At 58.1% G+C, this 17129-nt stretch carries 12 protein-coding genes and 4 tRNA genes; 1 reads left to right on the top strand and 15 read right to left on the bottom strand.

Annotated features, from left to right (window positions below; translation table 11 throughout):
- Positions 1–27 precede the first annotated feature (27 nt).
- The 5 genes from F8N62_RS15750 to F8N62_RS15770 all read right to left on the bottom strand — a co-directional run bounded on the left by F8N62_RS15750 (position 28) and on the right by F8N62_RS15770 (position 4934).
- Positions 28–483, bottom strand: a complete 456-nt coding sequence (locus F8N62_RS15750) for a DUF2214 family protein (protein WP_150709184.1) — start codon at positions 481–483, stop codon at positions 28–30.
- A gap of 340 nt (positions 484–823) precedes the next feature.
- Positions 824–1198 (bottom strand): GtrA family protein, encoded by a 375-nt coding sequence (locus F8N62_RS32310; protein WP_150709183.1) that lies wholly within the window; start codon positions 1196–1198, stop codon positions 824–826.
- Entirely contained in the window at positions 1195–2163 is a 969-nt protein-coding gene (locus F8N62_RS15760; protein WP_150709182.1) for a glycosyltransferase family 2 protein, read from the bottom strand. Before F8N62_RS15760 ends, F8N62_RS32310 begins: the two co-directional genes overlap by 4 nt.
- A gap of 10 nt (positions 2164–2173) precedes the next feature.
- Positions 2174–4024, bottom strand: a complete 1851-nt coding sequence (locus tag F8N62_RS15765) for a hypothetical protein (protein ID WP_150709181.1) — start codon at positions 4022–4024, stop codon at positions 2174–2176.
- An 833-nt stretch (positions 4025–4857) separates the two neighbouring features.
- Positions 4858–4934, bottom strand: a tRNA-Val gene (locus tag F8N62_RS15770).
- 183 nt (positions 4935–5117) lie between these two features.
- Between F8N62_RS15770 and F8N62_RS15775 the strand changes: the two genes are divergently transcribed.
- A complete protein-coding gene (locus F8N62_RS15775) occupies positions 5118–6401 on the top strand; it encodes an NAD(P)/FAD-dependent oxidoreductase (RefSeq protein WP_150709180.1) in 1284 nt (427 codons plus the stop codon).
- Between the two features lie 118 nt (positions 6402–6519).
- On the opposite strand, the gene F8N62_RS15780 is transcribed toward F8N62_RS15775, so the two are convergent.
- The 10 genes from F8N62_RS15780 to F8N62_RS15825 all read right to left on the bottom strand — a co-directional run bounded on the left by F8N62_RS15780 (position 6520) and on the right by F8N62_RS15825 (position 17127).
- A complete protein-coding gene (locus F8N62_RS15780; RefSeq protein ID WP_150709179.1) occupies positions 6520–7491 on the bottom strand; it encodes an XdhC family protein in 972 nt (323 codons plus the stop codon).
- 1 nt (position 7492) lies between these two features.
- A complete protein-coding gene (locus F8N62_RS15785) occupies positions 7493–8728 on the bottom strand; it encodes a c-type cytochrome (protein WP_150709178.1) in 1236 nt (411 codons plus the stop codon).
- A 2-nt stretch (positions 8729–8730) separates the two neighbouring features.
- Positions 8731–9270, bottom strand: a complete 540-nt coding sequence (locus tag F8N62_RS15790) for a (2Fe-2S)-binding protein (protein WP_150709177.1) — start codon at positions 9268–9270, stop codon at positions 8731–8733.
- On the bottom strand, positions 9263–12094 hold the full coding sequence (locus F8N62_RS15795; RefSeq protein ID WP_150709176.1) for a xanthine dehydrogenase family protein molybdopterin-binding subunit: 2832 nt from the start codon (positions 12092–12094) through the stop codon (positions 9263–9265). The genes F8N62_RS15790 and F8N62_RS15795 overlap by 8 nt, the downstream gene beginning before the upstream one ends.
- A gap of 356 nt (positions 12095–12450) precedes the next feature.
- A complete protein-coding gene (locus F8N62_RS15800) occupies positions 12451–14865 on the bottom strand; it encodes a TonB-dependent receptor (RefSeq protein WP_150709175.1) in 2415 nt (804 codons plus the stop codon).
- Positions 14866–14932: 67 nt separating this feature from the next.
- Positions 14933–15877 (bottom strand): FecR domain-containing protein, encoded by a 945-nt coding sequence (locus F8N62_RS15805; RefSeq protein WP_150709174.1) that lies wholly within the window; start codon positions 15875–15877, stop codon positions 14933–14935.
- Positions 15874–16383, bottom strand: coding sequence for a sigma-70 family RNA polymerase sigma factor (locus tag F8N62_RS15810; protein WP_150709173.1), 510 nt, complete (start codon positions 16381–16383; stop codon positions 15874–15876). Before F8N62_RS15810 ends, F8N62_RS15805 begins: the two co-directional genes overlap by 4 nt.
- Before the next feature lie 366 nt (positions 16384–16749).
- Positions 16750–16826 (bottom strand) — tRNA-Asp (locus F8N62_RS15815).
- Between the two features lie 94 nt (positions 16827–16920).
- Positions 16921–16997: transfer RNA gene (locus tag F8N62_RS15820), tRNA-Asp, on the bottom strand.
- Positions 16998–17051: 54 nt separating this feature from the next.
- Positions 17052–17127 (bottom strand) — tRNA-Val (locus F8N62_RS15825).
- Between the last annotated feature and the right edge of the window lie 2 nt (positions 17128–17129).

Raw genomic sequence — 17129 nt, forward strand, 5'->3', positions numbered from 1 at the left:
CCGGGGGAAGTCGGTAATCGTACTGCGCTAACCAAACGTCACACCCCGCGCCATACCCGTGGCCGCCACCACCATCAACAACACCAGCAACGCTTCGATATGACTGATCCGCGCGAACAGCTTTGCACGGCCGGAATCGATAGCGGCACCGCGCGCCAGCGCAATGCGCCACTTGATCAGCGTTATCATCGGTGCAACTTCGAGCAACAGAATAAGAACGAAAAGCGTCATCTTCAGATGGAACAGCGGTTGGTGCAGGTAGTAGTCAGTGCCTTTTTCGTACCCGCCGAAGGCTCGCATCCCCCCGGTGACCAGCAAGATAAGTGCAGAAATCCCCCACAGATTGTCTGCAATCAATACGCCCCGCGCATCACCAGCCCCGGCAGCCAAGCGCCGGAACGCCGCGCTGCGAGTGAGGACTGCCCAAAATCCCAAGGCGAACGCCAGGAGGTGGATTGCGGCAAGAAACCAGTGCACAAGCATTTGAATACTCCCGTCAGGCCGACATTCAGATCGGCCTGAAAGTAGTAGTCGAAAAAACTGGAATGTGCCTGCAACCGGCGACCGAAGAGGGCTCGCAGAAAATTGCCAGCGCCCGCCCCGGCAACCCCGGTAAAGTCGAGAGGATTACTGACGCCTCTGCATCCACCCTATCAACATGAATGCGAGCCCGGGTATTAATAGTCCGGGGGCGACATACGCGAATGTCCCTTCGCTGATCAGCCCCGTCAAACCGAAGCAAAAGCCGCAAACCGTGAGTGGGATCCCGCAGAGAAACATCGGGTTTCGCAACGCCTTTTCCATGGCACATCTTTCCTTTCAATCAGGTCCGTGAAGAATTGAAAACAATTTTTTTAGAAATTACGTAATTCAAGACAAACGCGACGCCTTCGGTAAAAATCTTTGCAACGTACGGCCAGCCCGTTTCTGCACTCAATACTCCGACCAGGAGACTCGTAAAACACAGATTGATCGCCCACAGTATTAGGTATCGTTTTGCGCGCGTCGCATGCGCCCCCTGCTGATCCCCAAATGTGAAATGAGTGTGAACGTAGAAAGCAGTGACGCCAGAAAAAACCTTGGAAATCGCATTACTACCTGCAGATGGCAGTCCCAAGTGCAGGAGAACGGCAAAGATCAGGAAATCAAGGCCAAAGCATCCTATCTGAATGGAAAAATATTTGAGAAACCTTATCATTTTACAAGCTTGCGAAGAGATTTCTGACGCGGGCGCGTGGGTATGCTGCTCACGTCATAGGCAATAAAGGATAGAAGTAATTGAAGGCCTAGTATCACCGGTAGAGCAGACAGCATGACGGTGCCCGCGGTGGCAGGTACACCTGCGAAGAACGAAAGCGCCCAGGCGTAGCCCCCGAAGCCCAAACCGAAAAGAAACAGTGGCACCCCAAACAACAACTCGAACGTCGCGGCCGACATATCACGCAGAAAGTAGTTATAGCCCACGCGCTTCACAAAATTACGCAAATGACCAAAGCTGAAATCAACTAATGCGCGGCCATATCGTAAATTGCTGACCTCATCTCCATACACCGCATCCATGGGTATCTCGACAACAACGGCCTTAATTGTGCCGAGCCGGAATAGCATGTCGGTTTCAAAAAAATACCGGTTACTAATCTTTTCCAAGGGAAGATGCTGGACGATTTCAGCGTGAATAGCAGTATAGCCATTCGCCGGATCAAATATATTCCAGTAACCCGAAGACAATTTGTTCAACATCGAAAGTGCTGCATTCATTACCAGACGCAGACGTGGCATACGATGCAATTCGGTTGTATCAAAGAAACGATTGCCCTTTGTGTAATCTGCCTCTTTGTCGAGAATCGGCGCTACGAACATTGGAATCAGGCGCGGATCCATTTGACCGTCGCCATCCAGCTTAACAATCACATCAGCCCCGGCGGCGACCGCAGCACGGTAACCCGTCATAACTGCCCCGCCGACCCCCTGGTTCATTTCATGGTGAATAACCACTACTCGCGGATCCACCACGGTATCAATGACGTAATGCCCTGAACCGTCTGGACATTTGTCATCGATGACAAATATTGAGGTCACCTCGGGCCCGATTCGAGCGATCAAATCCGAAATATGCCTGACTACTTTGTACGATGGAATAACAACTGCAATGTGGTGATTCATAGATTAGCTCTTATTCACTCTTCAAGCGTTTAAGTCGCAGCGTGCCGCCATCTCTGGCAACGGCAAACGATGCCGGCGAAATCCCCTGATCCGCGGGAGCAAACCAACTGCCATAACGCACCCAAAACTCTGCATCCACTTTCCCCAGGGCCAGGAAATCGTAACCATCCAAAGCCGCATCAAGGGGAAGATCACACGCATAGATATCGTCCTTGGAGACAGGAACGCGGAGCACCCAGCATTTGGTATTGATCACCATTGGAGCCATCTCATACCGGAACATGAAGAACGTATAACCGGTCGAGTACGGATCGATGAAGTAGGTCTTTTGATTCGGTTTCGCAACAGATCGAATATCAATGGACAACTGACGAGAGATATCCCGCAAGCCAGATAGCTCTTGGTGCCTGGCCTTGCCTTCGTCTGTAAAGAAGGCAGCATGCACCTTCGGTATCAACACGAAAACCATCAGGAGGAGTGGCAGCATCACAAAAGACACAAGCCGTGATCGTTGCATTACTGCAATCTGTTGGCCGGCAGCACCTGCCAACGCAAAGCCCCATGCGAGCAGATAAGAACCAAAATATCGCTCAAAGGAAGCCAGCCGTACACTTTCGTAGTCTGAAAAATAAAAACCATAGCTCAGCAGCAGAAGACAGCTGAATGCGACGAGACCCGCCGCAACAATACTGAAGATAAATAGCTGGCGAACCCTGATAGCCGTGGGCAATAGCCACACGTGAATGCCTGTAAGCACAACAAGGATGAGCGCTTCTAATGCGGGGCTAATCAGAGACACCCCACTCGAAGCATCAGCGGGCAGTATTCGTTGCCAAAACTCGGCCCATACCGCTACATGCTTATCGGAAGTAGGGTTTATGAAAAACTCGAGCACGTTACTGATCGTCATCACTCTGGCATAAGGATCAGTCACACCAAGGCTAAGATAATAGGAATGCCAGCTCAATTGAGTGAACGCTACACCTGCGATTGCTGCGAAAACACAGGCAGCGATACGAATTCTCTGTTGCCGGCTCGGCAGGGTACGGCAATCAAAAACGGCCGCTACCACCATCGCGCCGAGCCCCACCAACGCAAACGCAAATCCGACGTGCTTCACTAACGGCAGAAACATCAACATCGGGATAACGATCAAATACCCTCTGATGTCAGATTTTTTTGCAAGCAAAATTGCTACTGCAGCACCTAACAAAGCACCCAGTATAAGATCGACGTAAATTTCGTATATATCGTAGCCAAGCCCATATATAACAACAAAACACACCATCAATATGGAGATAGCAACCAGTGGTTTTCGGGCAGAGTTACTGACCAAAGCCAAAACAGCTGCAGCAAGTAATGACATGTGCGCAAACAGGATCGTACCGTCTGCCGCTCCCATGACTTGCGCGAAATAATACTGAAACAGCGCTGTACCTGGCGGATAGGCCAAGAACATGATCTGCGAATCGGCGGTGAATAATCTATTTTCAGCGATCAGGTACTTGGCAACCAGTGCCCAGTGAGAAAACTCGTCCCAACCGAGAAACTGATAGCGCTTGTTCCATATAAAGCCGAAGACCACAAATGCGAGAATGGCGCCACAAACAAACACATTCTCTGTCAACTTCAATTGCCGGAATTTTAATCTCATTGCCGCCAAAACAGAGACTGCTGCACCGCACCACAACAAAACCATTGCTGTTTCATGTAAATACCCGAGCAACGACCCACAATAGAGCACAATGCTTATCGAGCAGAAAACCGCAAGTAAAGCTTCGCCGATAGAACTACGCGTTGCCTTGGCAAAAAAAACAACATACCCAAACATAGATATTGCGAAAAATAAAACCTTTAACAAGTGCATCTCCTAATTGAAAAACTTCGTGATGACGGCGATGAGACAAGGTCCTTGAAGCTCATTGACACCTATAAGAGAACCGTCATAACGTCCCTACTTGATAAAACTTATATTTCGCTTTCAATTTACGTTTTTGTTCAAGACGTGTTTTAGATCTTTTAGCCCTGCAGATCTCTCCCAAAAATGGGCGGCCTTGTCTGTAGGACGAATCTTACACGGCGCTGCCGAGTGTTGCTATTCTTTGCAGGATCCTCCGACTGGACTGCTTGAAGGGATTGCCAAGGTCTCTCACCGACGGCCCACCCCCTTCAAGCGAGCGATATCACGCAAACTGTCGGGCTACTACAACGGCAGGCCGCGCGGTTTGGTGAGTTGGTTTACTTGATCGTGGGCTGATCGAAGACGTGAAGCGACTGTAGCGGCCCATGAACGGCAAGGAAGGAGTTCATCTGACCCTAAGCAGGGTGCTTAGGCAGTAAGCGGTACCAAGACCGGGTGAACGCACTTACGTAGTTACGCACAACGCAACCGACAATCAGAAAACGCTCAAAAACTCTGCCTCGCGATTTTGATAATTCATCTACCAACCTGGCAGTACCAGCGGGCAAGGCGCATGAATGTGCGCGCAGCCGCATAAATACATCCGGGCGCTGATGGGGCATGCGAACGAGAAGATGACGAACCATTATCGGGCAGCACTACGAGAAGACGATTCGAGTACCGGGAGGTGTGCGCTGAGTTGGCGTTTTATGGAGATTGCAAAATTGCGACAACAAAAAAGGGCCCACCTTTCGGTGAGCCCTTCTAGACCGCCCAGCAGAGCGGATTTTGTTTGGTAGGCGCGATTGGACTCGAACCAACGACCCCCACCATGTCAAGGTGGTGCTCTAACCAACTGAGCTACGTGCCTGCTGTGAGGCGGCATTCTACGGAATTCCGGAGGGGTGTCAACACCTTTTTTCGAGCTAACCCTATGAATATGCAAAATATTTAATTTGGTTGCGACGACGTCGAATTTGCGGTGGCTGGCGGTCGATTTTTAACTCGGGTAGGATCGGAGCACTCGTAAAATATATTAAACAGAGGCTGCAGGATGGCGAACATTCCCTACCCAGAGTCCTATTACGCGGCGTCGGCCAATGCGGTTCCGCCCCGCCCCGCCTTGCAGGGTGAAGTAGAGACGGATGTCTGTGTGATTGGCGCGGGTTACACCGGTCTGTCCTCTGCCCTGTTTCTGCTGGAGAACGGTTTCAAGGTCACGGTGCTGGAGGCTGCCAGGGTCGGCTTCGGGGCGTCGGGTCGCAATGGTGGCCAGATTGTTAACAGCTACAGCCGCGACATCGATGTGATCGAGCGCACGGTCGGCCCCAAGCAGGCACAGTTGCTGGGTCAGATGGCGTTTGAGGGTGGGCGGATTATTCGTGAGCGGGTGGCCAAGTACAACATTCAGTGCGATTTGAAGGACGGCGGTGTGTTTGCCGCGATCACTGCCAGGCAGATGGCCCATCTGGAATCGCAGAAGCGTTTGTGGGAGCGTTTTGGTCACACGCAGCTGGAGCTGATGGATCAACGGCGCATTCGCGAAGTGGTCAGCTGCGAGCAATACGTCGGCGGCATGCTCGACATGAGTGGCGGGCACATTCATCCGCTGAACCTGGCGTTGGGCGAAGCGGCCGCCATCGAATCATTAGGCGGCACTGTCTATGAGCAGTCGCCGGCGGTGCGCATCGAGCGCGGTGCCAATCCGGTGGTGCATACGCCTCAGGGTAGAGTCCGGGCCAAGTTCATCATCGTCGCCGGCAACGCCTACCTCGGGAATCTGGTGCCGGAATTGGCGGCCAAATCGATGCCTTGCGGAACTCAGGTGATTACGACCGAGCCGCTGGGCGAGGCCCTGGCCAAGCGTTTGTTGCCGCAGGATTACTGCGTCGAAGATTGCAATTATCTGCTCGACTATTACCGTCTGACCGGCGACAAGCGTCTGGTGTTCGGCGGTGGTGTGGTGTACGGCGCGCGGGATCCGGCGAACATCGAGGCGATCATTCGGCCGAAGATGCTCAAGGCGTTCCCGCAGCTCAAGGATGTGAAGATCGATTACGCCTGGACTGGCAATTTCCTGCTGACCCTGTCGCGTCTTCCGCAGGTCGGGCGCCTGGGCGATAACATTTACTATTCCCAGGGTTGCAGCGGCCACGGCGTGACGTATACGCACCTGGCGGGCAAGGTGCTGGCCGAAGCATTGCGCGGCCAGGCTGAGCGTTTCGACGCGTTTGCAGATTTGCCGCACTACCCTTTCCCCGGCGGACAGCTACTGGGGACGCCGTTTGCGGCATTGGGGGCCTGGTATTACGGGTTGCGGGATAAGCTCGGGTTCTGACAGACACCCTAAACCCTGTGGGAGCGAGCCTGCTCGCGAAGACGGATAAACATTCAATATTGATTTTGAATGTGAAAACCGCTTCGCGAGCAGGCTCGCTCCCACAATGGCCGGGGTGTCAGAGCCGATGCCGGGGGATGCCGCTGCGGATCCGCAGGATGTCGGCGAGGACGGCCAGGGCGATTTCCGCGGGGGTTTTGCTGCCCAGGTTCAGGCCGATCGGTGCATGGATTCTCGCTATTTCGCCGTCGCCCAAACCACCAATCCTGCGTAGCCGCTCGAAGCGTTTTTGCGAGGTCTGCATCGACCCCATCACACCGATGTAGAACGCCTCGGTGCGCACCGCTTCCATCATTGCCAAATCATCAATGCGTGGATCGTGAGTCAGTGCCACCACTGCCGTGTCGCTGTGACAGCCGCCATCGGCGATGAACACCGACGGCAATTGTCGTCGAATCTCGACGTTGTCCAGCACCACGCCTTCGAGCACGTCATCGCGCGGGTCGCAGAGAATCACCTCGAAACCCAGGCCCACCGCAAACTCCGCACACGCCTGAGCAACGCTGGAGTACCCGGCGAGCAATAACCGCTGAGCCGCACCGATGCGCACGCGAACCCGGTCGACTTCTCGCTCGATGCGCACACCCTGCTCACGATCATCAAACAAAGTGCGCGCACCACTGGCCAGATCAACCTCACGAATCAACCGACGCTGGCCCAGCAACGCCGACTCCAGCTCGCGCAGATGCGCCTGAACCTCGCACTCAGGTTCAAGCTTTTCCACCAGTACATCGAGCACACCGCCACAGGGCAGGCTCACCCGGGAACGCGGATCATCGCCCTCGCCATACCGCACGACAGTCACGGATTCGAGAAACGCACCTTCGGCGACGCGCTCGAGAAAATCCTCCTCGACACAGCCGCCGGACAACGAACCGATCCAGTGTCCGTCTGCATTTACCGCCAACAGCGAGCCCGGCGCACGTGGCGCCGAGCCGTAGGTGGCAAGTACCGTGCACAGCCAGATGCGCTGCCCGGCCATTGACCATTGCAGCGCCCGGCGCACCACTTGCAGATCGAGATGCTGCATGTCAGTGCACCTTGTGCTCAAGCGGCGGGGCATCGGCCCGTAGCGTCTGCACGTCGCTCACTGCCAGATCACCCGGTTGACCACCCCAACCCTGACGCAGGTAGTTCAGCAGATCAGTCAGTTGTTCGTGGCTGAGTTTTTCAGCGAAGCCCGGCATTGGTTGCATGTGTTCGAAGCCGGAAAATTTCTGCTCCCCGATACCGTCGTCGATCACCCGCACCAGGTTGCGCGGATCTTCCAGACGCAGCGTTGTGTTGCCACGCATCGCCACCGCAATGTGCGGTTTGCCTTCGCCTCCCGCTGCGTGGCAACCGGCGCAGACGTTCAGGTAATCCTGACGACCTCGCTGGGCGCTGGCACTCAGTTGCTCCAGCGGCACGTCCGTCAGCACCTTCGCCGCTGGCGGTTGATCGCCGAGCAGGTAAGTCGCCATGGCCGCCAGATCCGGGTCATTGAGGCCTTGGGTGCTGTTGTGGAACACCGGGAACATCTCGTTGAACATCGTGCCTTGCGCGCTCATGCCGTGCTTGAGGAACGAGCTCAGGTCCTGATGATTCCAGCCGCGAGCGGCCAGGTCATTGGCCAGCAGGCTCGGCGCCAGATAGCCGTTGAGCAGGCCGCCGGTCATGCGCTTGTCCTGCTGCATCGCGCCGGGCAAACCACGCGGGGTGTGGCATTCGCCGCAATGGCCGAGCACGTCGACCATGTACTGACCGCGCTTGAAAGCCTCGCTCTTGCCTTCGGTGGACGACAGTTTCACGTCCTTGCCGTAGAGCATGTTCCAGCCCATCAGACCGAGGCGCACGTTGAACGGAAAGCCCAGACGGGTGACCGGCGCTGCACGCTCGATCGGCTCGACGGTTTTCAGGTACGCGTGAATCGCGTCCGAATCTGCACGCGGCATCAAATGATACGAGGTGTACGGCATCGCCGGGTACAGGTTGGCGCCATCGCGACGCTTGCCCGCGGTGAGCGCGGCGAAGAATTCGTCATCGCTGTACAGGCCGATGCCATGCTCTTTGCTCGGGGTGATGTTGGTGCCGTAGATCGTACCGAACGGCGAGACGATTGGCAGACCGCCCGCATACGGCGCGCCACCCGGTGCGGTGTGGCAGGCCATGCAGTCAGCGGCGCGGGCGAGATAGGCCCCGCGAACCACCTGATCATCCGCCTGCGCCAACAACACCGGCGCAGCCAGACCAACCGCCAACGCCAGGCGGGAAAGTAAATGCTTCATGCTTAACCCTCCTTGACCAGGCCGAGATCGGTCAACACATTGCGCGTCGCGCTGTAGTAGCGCACGTAGCCGGTGCAGCGGCAGATGTGGTGACCGAGGCTGTCTTCGATGACTTGTTCCAGCTGGCTTTTGACGATCGGCTGACGCTGCAATTTTTCCACCAGTACCGTCGCTGCATTGACGAAACCCGGCGCGCAATAGCTGCACTGGAAAGCGAATTCATCGACGAAGCGCTGCTGGATCGGGTTCAGCTCGGTGACCTTGCCCTGCTCGTCGCGGGTTGCGTGACCTTCAATGGTCCGGACTTTTTTGCCTTCGAAATAATGCGCACCGGTGATGCAGGTGCGCACTTCTTCGCTGGTGCCATCGGGGTTGTCGACGATGACCACGCAAGCGTGGCAGATGCCTTGACCGCAACCGAGGCGCGAGCCGGTGAGGTTTTTGTATTCGTGCAAATAGTCGATCATCGGCAGGTCATCAGGGATGTCCACCGGGCCGACGGCTTGACCGTTGAGGGTCAGTTGAAGCGGACGGTTAGGCATTGAGGGCCTCCTTGATGCGGGCAGCAGTGATAGGCAGGTCGCGGACCCGTTTACCGATGGCATGCGCCACGGCGTTACCGATGGCGCCGACCACCGGGATCATCACCACTTCGGCAATGCCCTTCGACGGATCGCTCGGCGACAGCGGCGGCAGGATCTCGGCCGTCTGTTTCCACACCGCGACATGGCGCGCCATCGGCAAGCGGTAGCGGTTGAAGTTCCAGTCCCCCTCCCCCGGTCCGCCTTCGTACAGTGGCATCTCTTCCATCAGCGCATGACCAATGCCCATGGCGATACCGCCTTCGAGCTGACCCTTGACCAACTCTTCCACCAGTACCCGACCGCACTCGACCCACGAGTGATGGTTGAGCACCTGCACTTCGGCCGTCCCTTTGTTGACTTTGAGTTCCACCAGCGTCGCGACCGGGCTGTAGTAAGTCACCGCCGCGTTGTTCAACTGCGTGTCCGGGTAGTGCACGTTCTGGCGGTCGAGCAGATGGAAACCGGCACTGTTCATCTGCGCCTTTTTCACGCTGGGCGCACCGTCGCCGTACTTCACCGCCAAGCTGTCGAGCGGCAGACGCTCGCGCACGCCATCAATGCTGAATTCGGCTTCGGCCCAGCTCCAGCGGTTGAAACCGTGCACGGTCGCGCCGGTCACCAGCCCTTTTTCGTGAGCATGCCTGGCCAATTGTTCGAAGCTCAGCGGTTGCATGCCGTTGGCGGTGAGTTTGCCGTCGACCCAATGCGCATCCTCGCGACGCACCACATACGGGTTGGCCTGGCCGCCGTAAGGGCCCTGCCCCCAGATCTGCAACGCTGCCGGCCACAAGCCATGGTTGAAAAGCACGCGCGCCGCTTCTCGGGTGGCGTGGCTGAAGTAGTACGCGGAGTTGGTCGCCGAGGACGCCGAAGCCAGTTTGCCGACCCAGCGCGGGTTACGCAGGAAGTTGTCCTGCTCGGCCTGACTCATGATGTACGGGTTGCCGCCGGTGATCAGCTGCAATTCCTTCCATTCGGTCTCGCCGGTCTTCACTTCAGTAGCCGGGCTGCCGAGGAAATCGGCCACCACCAGCGCTTGCGAAGTGGACATGCCGGTGCCGATTTCGATACCGATGTGGCGCAGGGTGATGTGCCCTTCAGCGGTGAATTCGATGCTCGCCATCGGCGCTTCGGAACCGGTGCCAAAATCTTTCTGGCAGATCGCGAAACCCACGCCGTACCAGTTATCCGGATCCTGGGCTTCGCGCTGTTGCTTGAGCACGTCGCGATTTTTCCAGACTTCGTTGACGGCCGCCTTGTCGAGAATCTCGTGCAGGCGCAAGGCACCCGCCGGCACCGCGCCCTGGGTATTTTTCATGCCTGAGAGCATGGCGTTTTTCTTGCGCAGGTCGATGGCGTCGATACCGAGACGACCGGCAATTTCATCGATCATCATCTCGGTGGCGGCCATGCTTTGCAGCGTGCCGTAGCCGCGCATCGACCCGGCCTCGACCGCACGCGAATGATAGGCGGTGACCTGCAGATCGTTCTGCGGCATGTAGTAAATCGACTGCGCGGCCGTGGCGCCCACCGCCGCCACCGACGGGCTGTAGTTGACGCGTCCGCCGCCGTCGACGCTCATCTCGGCGCGGAAAATCTTGAAGCTGTGATCGGTCTTGTCCACGGCCAGCTGGTAGCGGATGTCGAACGGGTGACGCTTGATGCCGCTCTGGAATTGCTCGTAGCGATCGTTGGCCAGGCGCACCGGCACACCGGCACCGTACAACGCCGCCAGCGCTGCGTAGTAGACGAAAATGTTGTGGTCTTTAGAGCCGTAGCCGACGGTGTAACCCGGGTGCATATTGAGGTTGGCCAGACCGAAACGCGACGGCGCGATCATCTTCGCGGTCTCGGTCGCGGTTTCCAGCGGGCACTGAGTGGCGACGACAAAATGCAGGGTCTTGGTCGCCGGGTCGTACCAGCCGTTGCCGTTGTCCGGCTCCATGGCTGCGGGTTCGATCGACGGGGTTTTGTAGCGCTCGTCGAACACCAGCCAGTTGTCTGGCGGGGCGTCGATCTGTTGTTTCATGCGCTCGGCGTAGAACAGGCCGCGCTCGGTCAGGTTGCCGTGCAGGTTCGGTTGCGAGTTCCACACCGGGCGACGGTTGCGCAGCATCGGGAACAGGATCGAGTCCTTGAGGCTGGCGAATTCGTCTTCATCCGCCGAGGTTGCACCGCCGACGCGCACGTAGCGAAAACTGCCGTAGGGGTCGCCTTCGTAGAACGGCGCCGTGTCGCCATAGCGAATGGCTTTGTCATTGAATTTGAGTTGGGCCTTGGCCTGGCGGAAGCGTTCGAAGTTGTTCCAGATCAGGATCGCCACCGGATGCCCGATGAACATCGGCACCTTGCCTTCGGGCAGCAGCGGATCAGGCGCGTGCTCTTCCGGGAACGCAATGCCGTCCTTCTCCAGGTCGGCGGCGGTAACGATGCGGTCGGGCTGCAAATCGGCTCCGAGCCACGACAGGTCGTAACCGGCGTAAATGCGGTCGGCCTTGATGGTTTTCAGCAGCATCGCGTGGCCCTGTTGCTGGGGCCAGCCCGGCATGTCCTTGGCGCGAATGTCGCGGGCAAACACTTTGCTGCCGCAGACTTTCGACAAGGCATCGTTACGCGAGCGCGCCTTGCCGTTGTTGCCAAGCCATTGCTCGGACGGCACGGTCACGCTGTTTTCCATCAAGGCGGCCAGGGCCTGACTGCTAAGCGGCGTGAGCGTCACGCTCACACCCGCCACCAGCCCGCCCTGAAGGAACGAGCGCCGGGATATATCACGGTTGGACATGGATCATCCTCTGGGCGGTTATAGGTCCGCCCTTCTGGTTATGTTCTGGAAATCTCGAGTCTTGCAGGAGCCCTTCTGGACGAATCAAAGGGCTGTGTTGACAGTGCAAAGCTGACCGAAAGGTTAACTTTATAGACTTCTGCACTTTTAGAAAACAACTGGTTACAAGTATCTGACTAAAGAATCAGAAAATCTTGGTTTGCGCCGTGGCGGATTGGCAGTCTGAGCCTTGGGGCGGTGATGCTGATGTCGCCTTCGCGAGCAAGCTCGCTCCCACAGTTGATTTGCATGCAACTCCGGTCAAGTGTGGGAGCGAGCTTGCTCGCGAAGGCGTCAGTTCATTTCAAGGAGAGGCTTCAGAAATCAACGGTCGCCGACAGCAGGTAGGTGCGTGGCGTCGAGAGCGTCAAGCCTGGCTCACTGTCATCCGAGGCACCGGCGGAACTCCAGTAGCGTTTGTCCGCCACGTTCTCGATATTGGCGCGCAGGGTGATGTTCTTGTCCTCGACCTTGAACGCATAACGCGCGCCCACGTCGAAACGCTCCCAGGAATCGATTTCCTTATTGTTGGACTGGTCCAGGTACTGCGAACTCGAATAGAGGCCGCGACTGGTCAGGGTCAGGCCCTGCACGGTCGGCACGTCCCACTCGGCGCCGAGGTTGACGTTGTATTTGGGCGTGGCCGGCGCGCGGTTGCCGTCGAAGGTGCCGTTGGTGGTGTGGGTCAACTCGCTGTCGATGTACATCACGCCGCCAAGCAGGCGGAAACCGGCGAGCGGTTCACCGAACACGGTCACTTCCACACCGTCGTTCTGCCGCTTGCCGTTCGGGCCGAAGACCCGCGTCGTGGCGTTGGTTTCGTACGCTGGCTGCTTGATCCGGAACACCGCCGCCGTCACGGCGAACGCCCCCGCGTCATACTTGGCGCCGACCTCAACCTGGCGGCTGACGAATGTCGGGAAGATTTCGTCCTCGTTGATCGAGGTCGACGGTGCGATCTTGCCCTGGCTCAGGCCTTCCATGTAGTTGGCATACACCGACAGCTTATCGGTGGCCTTGAACAGAATGCCTCCCGACGGCGAGACTTTTTCCTCATCGTAGGCCGTGTCGCCTTTGACGTTGTCCGTCCAGTCATCGACCTTGACCCGCTGCCAGCGCGCACCCAGCGTCAGCAGCAGCCGATCGTCGAAGAAGCCCAGCGTGTCGGACAGCGCCACGCCGCTGAAGCGGTTCTCGGTGTAGACCTTCGAATCGAGTCGAGTCGGCCGGACCGGCGTCGGTGTTTCCACCGGGTTGTAGAGGTTGCTGGGGGCCGCGGCATAACGGGCGCCGCCATTTTCGAAGTCCATGTAGAAATAGCTGGCCGCCAGGTTGACCTCATGGCTCACCGGGCCGGTATGAAACCAGTTACGCACCCCCGCCGTCGCCGTCCGGACATTTTCGTCGCGGGTGAAGTCACGCGGCTGCACGCTGAAATCACCGGCATTGTTGGTGACTGCAACGGCATGCCGCAGGAAGTCATGATTGCTTTTGCGCGCGCCGACACCGCCGTACAGCATCACCGAATCGCTGACATCGAATTCGCCGTTGACCGTGCCGAAGGTGTCGTTGGTGCTGGCCTTGCTCCAGGGCTGCGCATAGTTGTCGCGCACGTCGTTGGCATTTGGCACTTTCGCATTGGCACCGACCTGCACGCGCTCCTGCGGCGCATCGGTATCGCGCTCGGTGCGCCCGAAGTCAGTCGACAGGCGCAAACGCTCACCGCGAAAGTCCAGGCCCAGCACAGCCATCTCGCGATCGACATTCTGGTGATCCCATTCAGTGTCACCGGACTGCTTCACCCCGTTGAATCGAAGTCCGAACTTATTGTCCTCGCCGAAGCGTCTACCGATATCCACGGCGCCGCCGACCTGGCTGTCGGACGCGTAATTGCCGGTGAACGAAGTGATGGGCTTGTCAGTCGCGTGCTTGGGCACCACGTTGATCCCGCCACCGACGCTGCCCCGGGGCGAGATGCCGTTGATCAGCTGGCTCGGGCCCTTGATGATGTCGACGCGGTCGGCCATCTCCATGTCGATGGTGTAAGTCGGCAGCACGCCGTAAAGACCGTTGAAGGCGACATCACTGTTGAACAGGCTGAAGCCGCGAATGGTGAACTGCTCGTAACGGCCGCCCGCCGGGTTGGTGGCGCGCACCGACGGATCGCTGGCGATCAGGTCGCCCAGAGTCCGCGCCTGCAAGTTCTGCACTGCCTCACTGGTGTAGGTGGTCATGCTGAACGGCGTTTCCATGAAATCCTTCGAGCCCAGCAAACCTTGCGAACCACGGCGCGCCACCTGGCCACCGGCATACGCTTCGCCATCCGCCGAGCCGGTCGCGCCGAGAATCGACGTGGGGGCCAGTTGCAGGCTGCTTCCTTCCGGGGCCGGGGTCAGAATGTACGCTTGCTCGCCCACCGGTTGCAGTTGCAGGCCGGAACCCTTCAACAGTCGCGCAAAGCCCTCCTCGACCGCGAACTCACCGGAGAGACCGGAACTGCTGCGACCGCTGACCAGTGCCGGATCCACCGAAAGATTGACGCCCGACAGGCCGGCGAACCGGGTCAGCGCATCACTCAGGCTGCCGGCGGGCACCTGATACTGCCGGCGGCCAGTGTCCTCGGCCCAACTGGTGGTGACAAACATCGGACTGGCGCTCAAACCCAACAACAGGCTCAGGTGCAACAACGGACGCAGACGGAAGGAAGCCGGGCGTGGAAAGGCGGTGGGCATTGAATTTACTCTCTTGATTCGTTCACATGCCTTGAATGACAAGCGAGTCGAAAAAAGGGGACAGGCTTCACACACTATTTTTGCGCGGCAGCAACGTGACCCAGTAACGGGTTCGGGAATGCACCTCCAGCGGCAGGCTGGCCGCGAGCAATGCGAGGACGCGATCAGTGTCGTCCACACGGAAACTGCCGGTGACGCTCAGCGTTTCCAGCTCCGGCTCCCAACGCAGAACGCCGGGGCGGTACGCACTCAGCTCCCGGAGGAAATCGCCCAGCGGTTGATTGTTCGCCATCAGCACACCTTCGCGCCAACCGGGAGCAAGCGCATCGAATGGCGTGATCGATCCGGCGCCTGAAACTTGCAGGCTGACCTGCTGACCTCCGCGCAACAGCAGGGCAGGCCCGTGCAGGGGTTGTACCGATACGGATCCGTTGAACACCGACACCCGGCAGCCGTGGGCATCCTGACGAACGCAGACTTCGCTTTGGCTGACGACGACACTTGCGAACTTCGTGTGGATCGTCAGCGGCGACGTACCCGCCACCTTCAGCGACATTTCACCCTCTATCAACTTCAGCCGGCGGTTGTGCATATCCACATCAACGGCGCTGGCGGTGTTGAGTTGCAAGGCACTGCCATCGCCGAGCTGCACCTTTTTGCGCTCGCCGGTGGCGGTGTGCAGGTCGGCACGCCAGACATCCAGCGGCAGTTGTCGGCTGATCAGCCAGGCCGTCGGCACCAGCGCCACCGCTCCCAACGCGCGCTTGAGCAACACGCGTCGCCCCTGATCCGGTCGATCCAGACTGCTCAGTGCCAGCGCCGAAGGCAGATCGGCGAAACGCTGGCGCAAGGCTTGAGCCTTCTGCCAGGCCTGCTCGTGACTGGCGCACGCATCGCGCCAACGCTGCAAATTAGCCCGATCCTGCTCATTGGCGCCGCCTGACTCCAGCAGCGCAAGCCACTGCGCGGCGGCACGGACTGCCTGCCGGGCATCGCTGGCCTGACTGTTCACAGGTCCACCAGCAGGCAATGCTCATAGGCTTGGGCCATGTAGCGTTTAATCGTGCGCTCGGACACCCGCAGACGCTCGGCGATTTGCTGGTAATTCAAGCCTTCGAGCTGACTCCACAGAAACGCCCGCCGCACTGCCCTAGGCAATCCATCAAGCAGTTCATCCAGGGCTTGCAGGGTTTCCAGCCATAGCCAGCGCTGTTCAGGGGATGGCGCGCACGCTTCGGGCATCGACGCCAACGCGGCCAGATAGGCCTGTTCCAGGCTGCGGCGCTGGTAGAAATTACTCAGCAGGCGCTTGCCCACGGTCAGCAGATAGGCACGGGGCTCTTGCAGGTCGGCGATCCGCTGGGAGCTGGCGAGCAGACGCACGAACGTATCCTGGCTCAGGTCTGCGGCATCACAGCCGTTGCCAAGGCGTCTTCGCAACCAGTCTTCCAGCCAGCCACGGTGATCGCGGTACAGGTCGTGAAGGGTTTGCTCCTTCGGCATCGCTGCATCACTCATCTGGAAGCCCTGTGCCAAGGAGTTATCGTAAATGAGAGTGATTCTAATTAATGTTGATGCCGCGAAGGAAGCGCTTTCTGCGCCGACCGGGCAGAAAGGTGTGAATCGTGAAACCACCCCCCTGTAGGAGCGAGCTTGCTCGCGAAAAACGCCAACGATGACGCAGCACTTCTGTAAGCCCGCGCCGTCTGAACGTTTTTCGCGAGCAAGCTCGCTCCTACAGGGGGGCGGGGTTTCAGTTAGGGGAACGCTGAATCGCAGACACAAAAAACCCCGGTCTTTCGACCAGGGTCTTTGCTATCGACTCGAATAAGCCAGTGGCTTTCTTCGTAGCTTCAAGGCGTTCAGTGGGCCTTGAGGCAGATATGGCGCAGCGGACGGGACTCGAACCCGCGACCCCCGGCGTGACAGGCCGGTATTCTAACCGACTGAACTACCGCTGCGTATCGCTTTGGACTTGCGTCCAGGTAACTCGTCTGACTGGAAAGCTTCGAGGCTTTTCAATCTCGAACCAGTTAAAAACTGACTCGGTAAATATGGCGCAGCGGACGGGACTCGAACCCGCGACCCCCGGCGTGACAGGCCGGTATTCTAACCGACTGAACTACCGCTGCGCGTCGGTGGAGGCTTTTCAGCTTCCCTCTTGCTTTCGCAAGACTCTCAAGAAGTGGTGGGTGATGACGGGATCGAACCGCCGACATTCTGCTTGTAAGGCAGACGCTCTCCCAGCTGAGCTAATCACCCTT

Source organism: Pseudomonas fluorescens, assembly GCF_902497785.1.
GTDB lineage: Bacteria > Pseudomonadota > Gammaproteobacteria > Pseudomonadales > Pseudomonadaceae > Aquipseudomonas > Aquipseudomonas fluorescens_BO.

Coding starts and splice junctions, on each gene's coding strand:
- F8N62_RS15795 (WP_150709176.1), bottom strand. CDS start 12,094: ATGTCCAACCGTGATATATCCCGGCGCTCGTTCCTTCAGGGCGGGCTG.
- F8N62_RS15775 (WP_150709180.1), top strand. CDS start 5,118: ATGGCGAACATTCCCTACCCAGAGTCCTATTACGCGGCGTCGGCCAAT.
- F8N62_RS15810 (WP_150709173.1), bottom strand. CDS start 16,383: ATGAGTGATGCAGCGATGCCGAAGGAGCAAACCCTTCACGACCTGTAC.
- F8N62_RS15800 (WP_150709175.1), bottom strand. CDS start 14,865: ATGCCCACCGCCTTTCCACGCCCGGCTTCCTTCCGTCTGCGTCCGTTG.
- F8N62_RS15780 (WP_150709179.1), bottom strand. CDS start 7,491: ATGCAGCATCTCGATCTGCAAGTGGTGCGCCGGGCGCTGCAATGGTCA.
- F8N62_RS15790 (WP_150709177.1), bottom strand. CDS start 9,270: ATGCCTAACCGTCCGCTTCAACTGACCCTCAACGGTCAAGCCGTCGGC.
- F8N62_RS15785 (WP_150709178.1), bottom strand. CDS start 8,728: ATGAAGCATTTACTTTCCCGCCTGGCGTTGGCGGTTGGTCTGGCTGCG.
- F8N62_RS32310 (WP_150709183.1), bottom strand. CDS start 1,198: ATGATAAGGTTTCTCAAATATTTTTCCATTCAGATAGGATGCTTTGGC.
- F8N62_RS15760 (WP_150709182.1), bottom strand. CDS start 2,163: ATGAATCACCACATTGCAGTTGTTATTCCATCGTACAAAGTAGTCAGG.
- F8N62_RS15750 (WP_150709184.1), bottom strand. CDS start 483: ATGCTTGTGCACTGGTTTCTTGCCGCAATCCACCTCCTGGCGTTCGCC.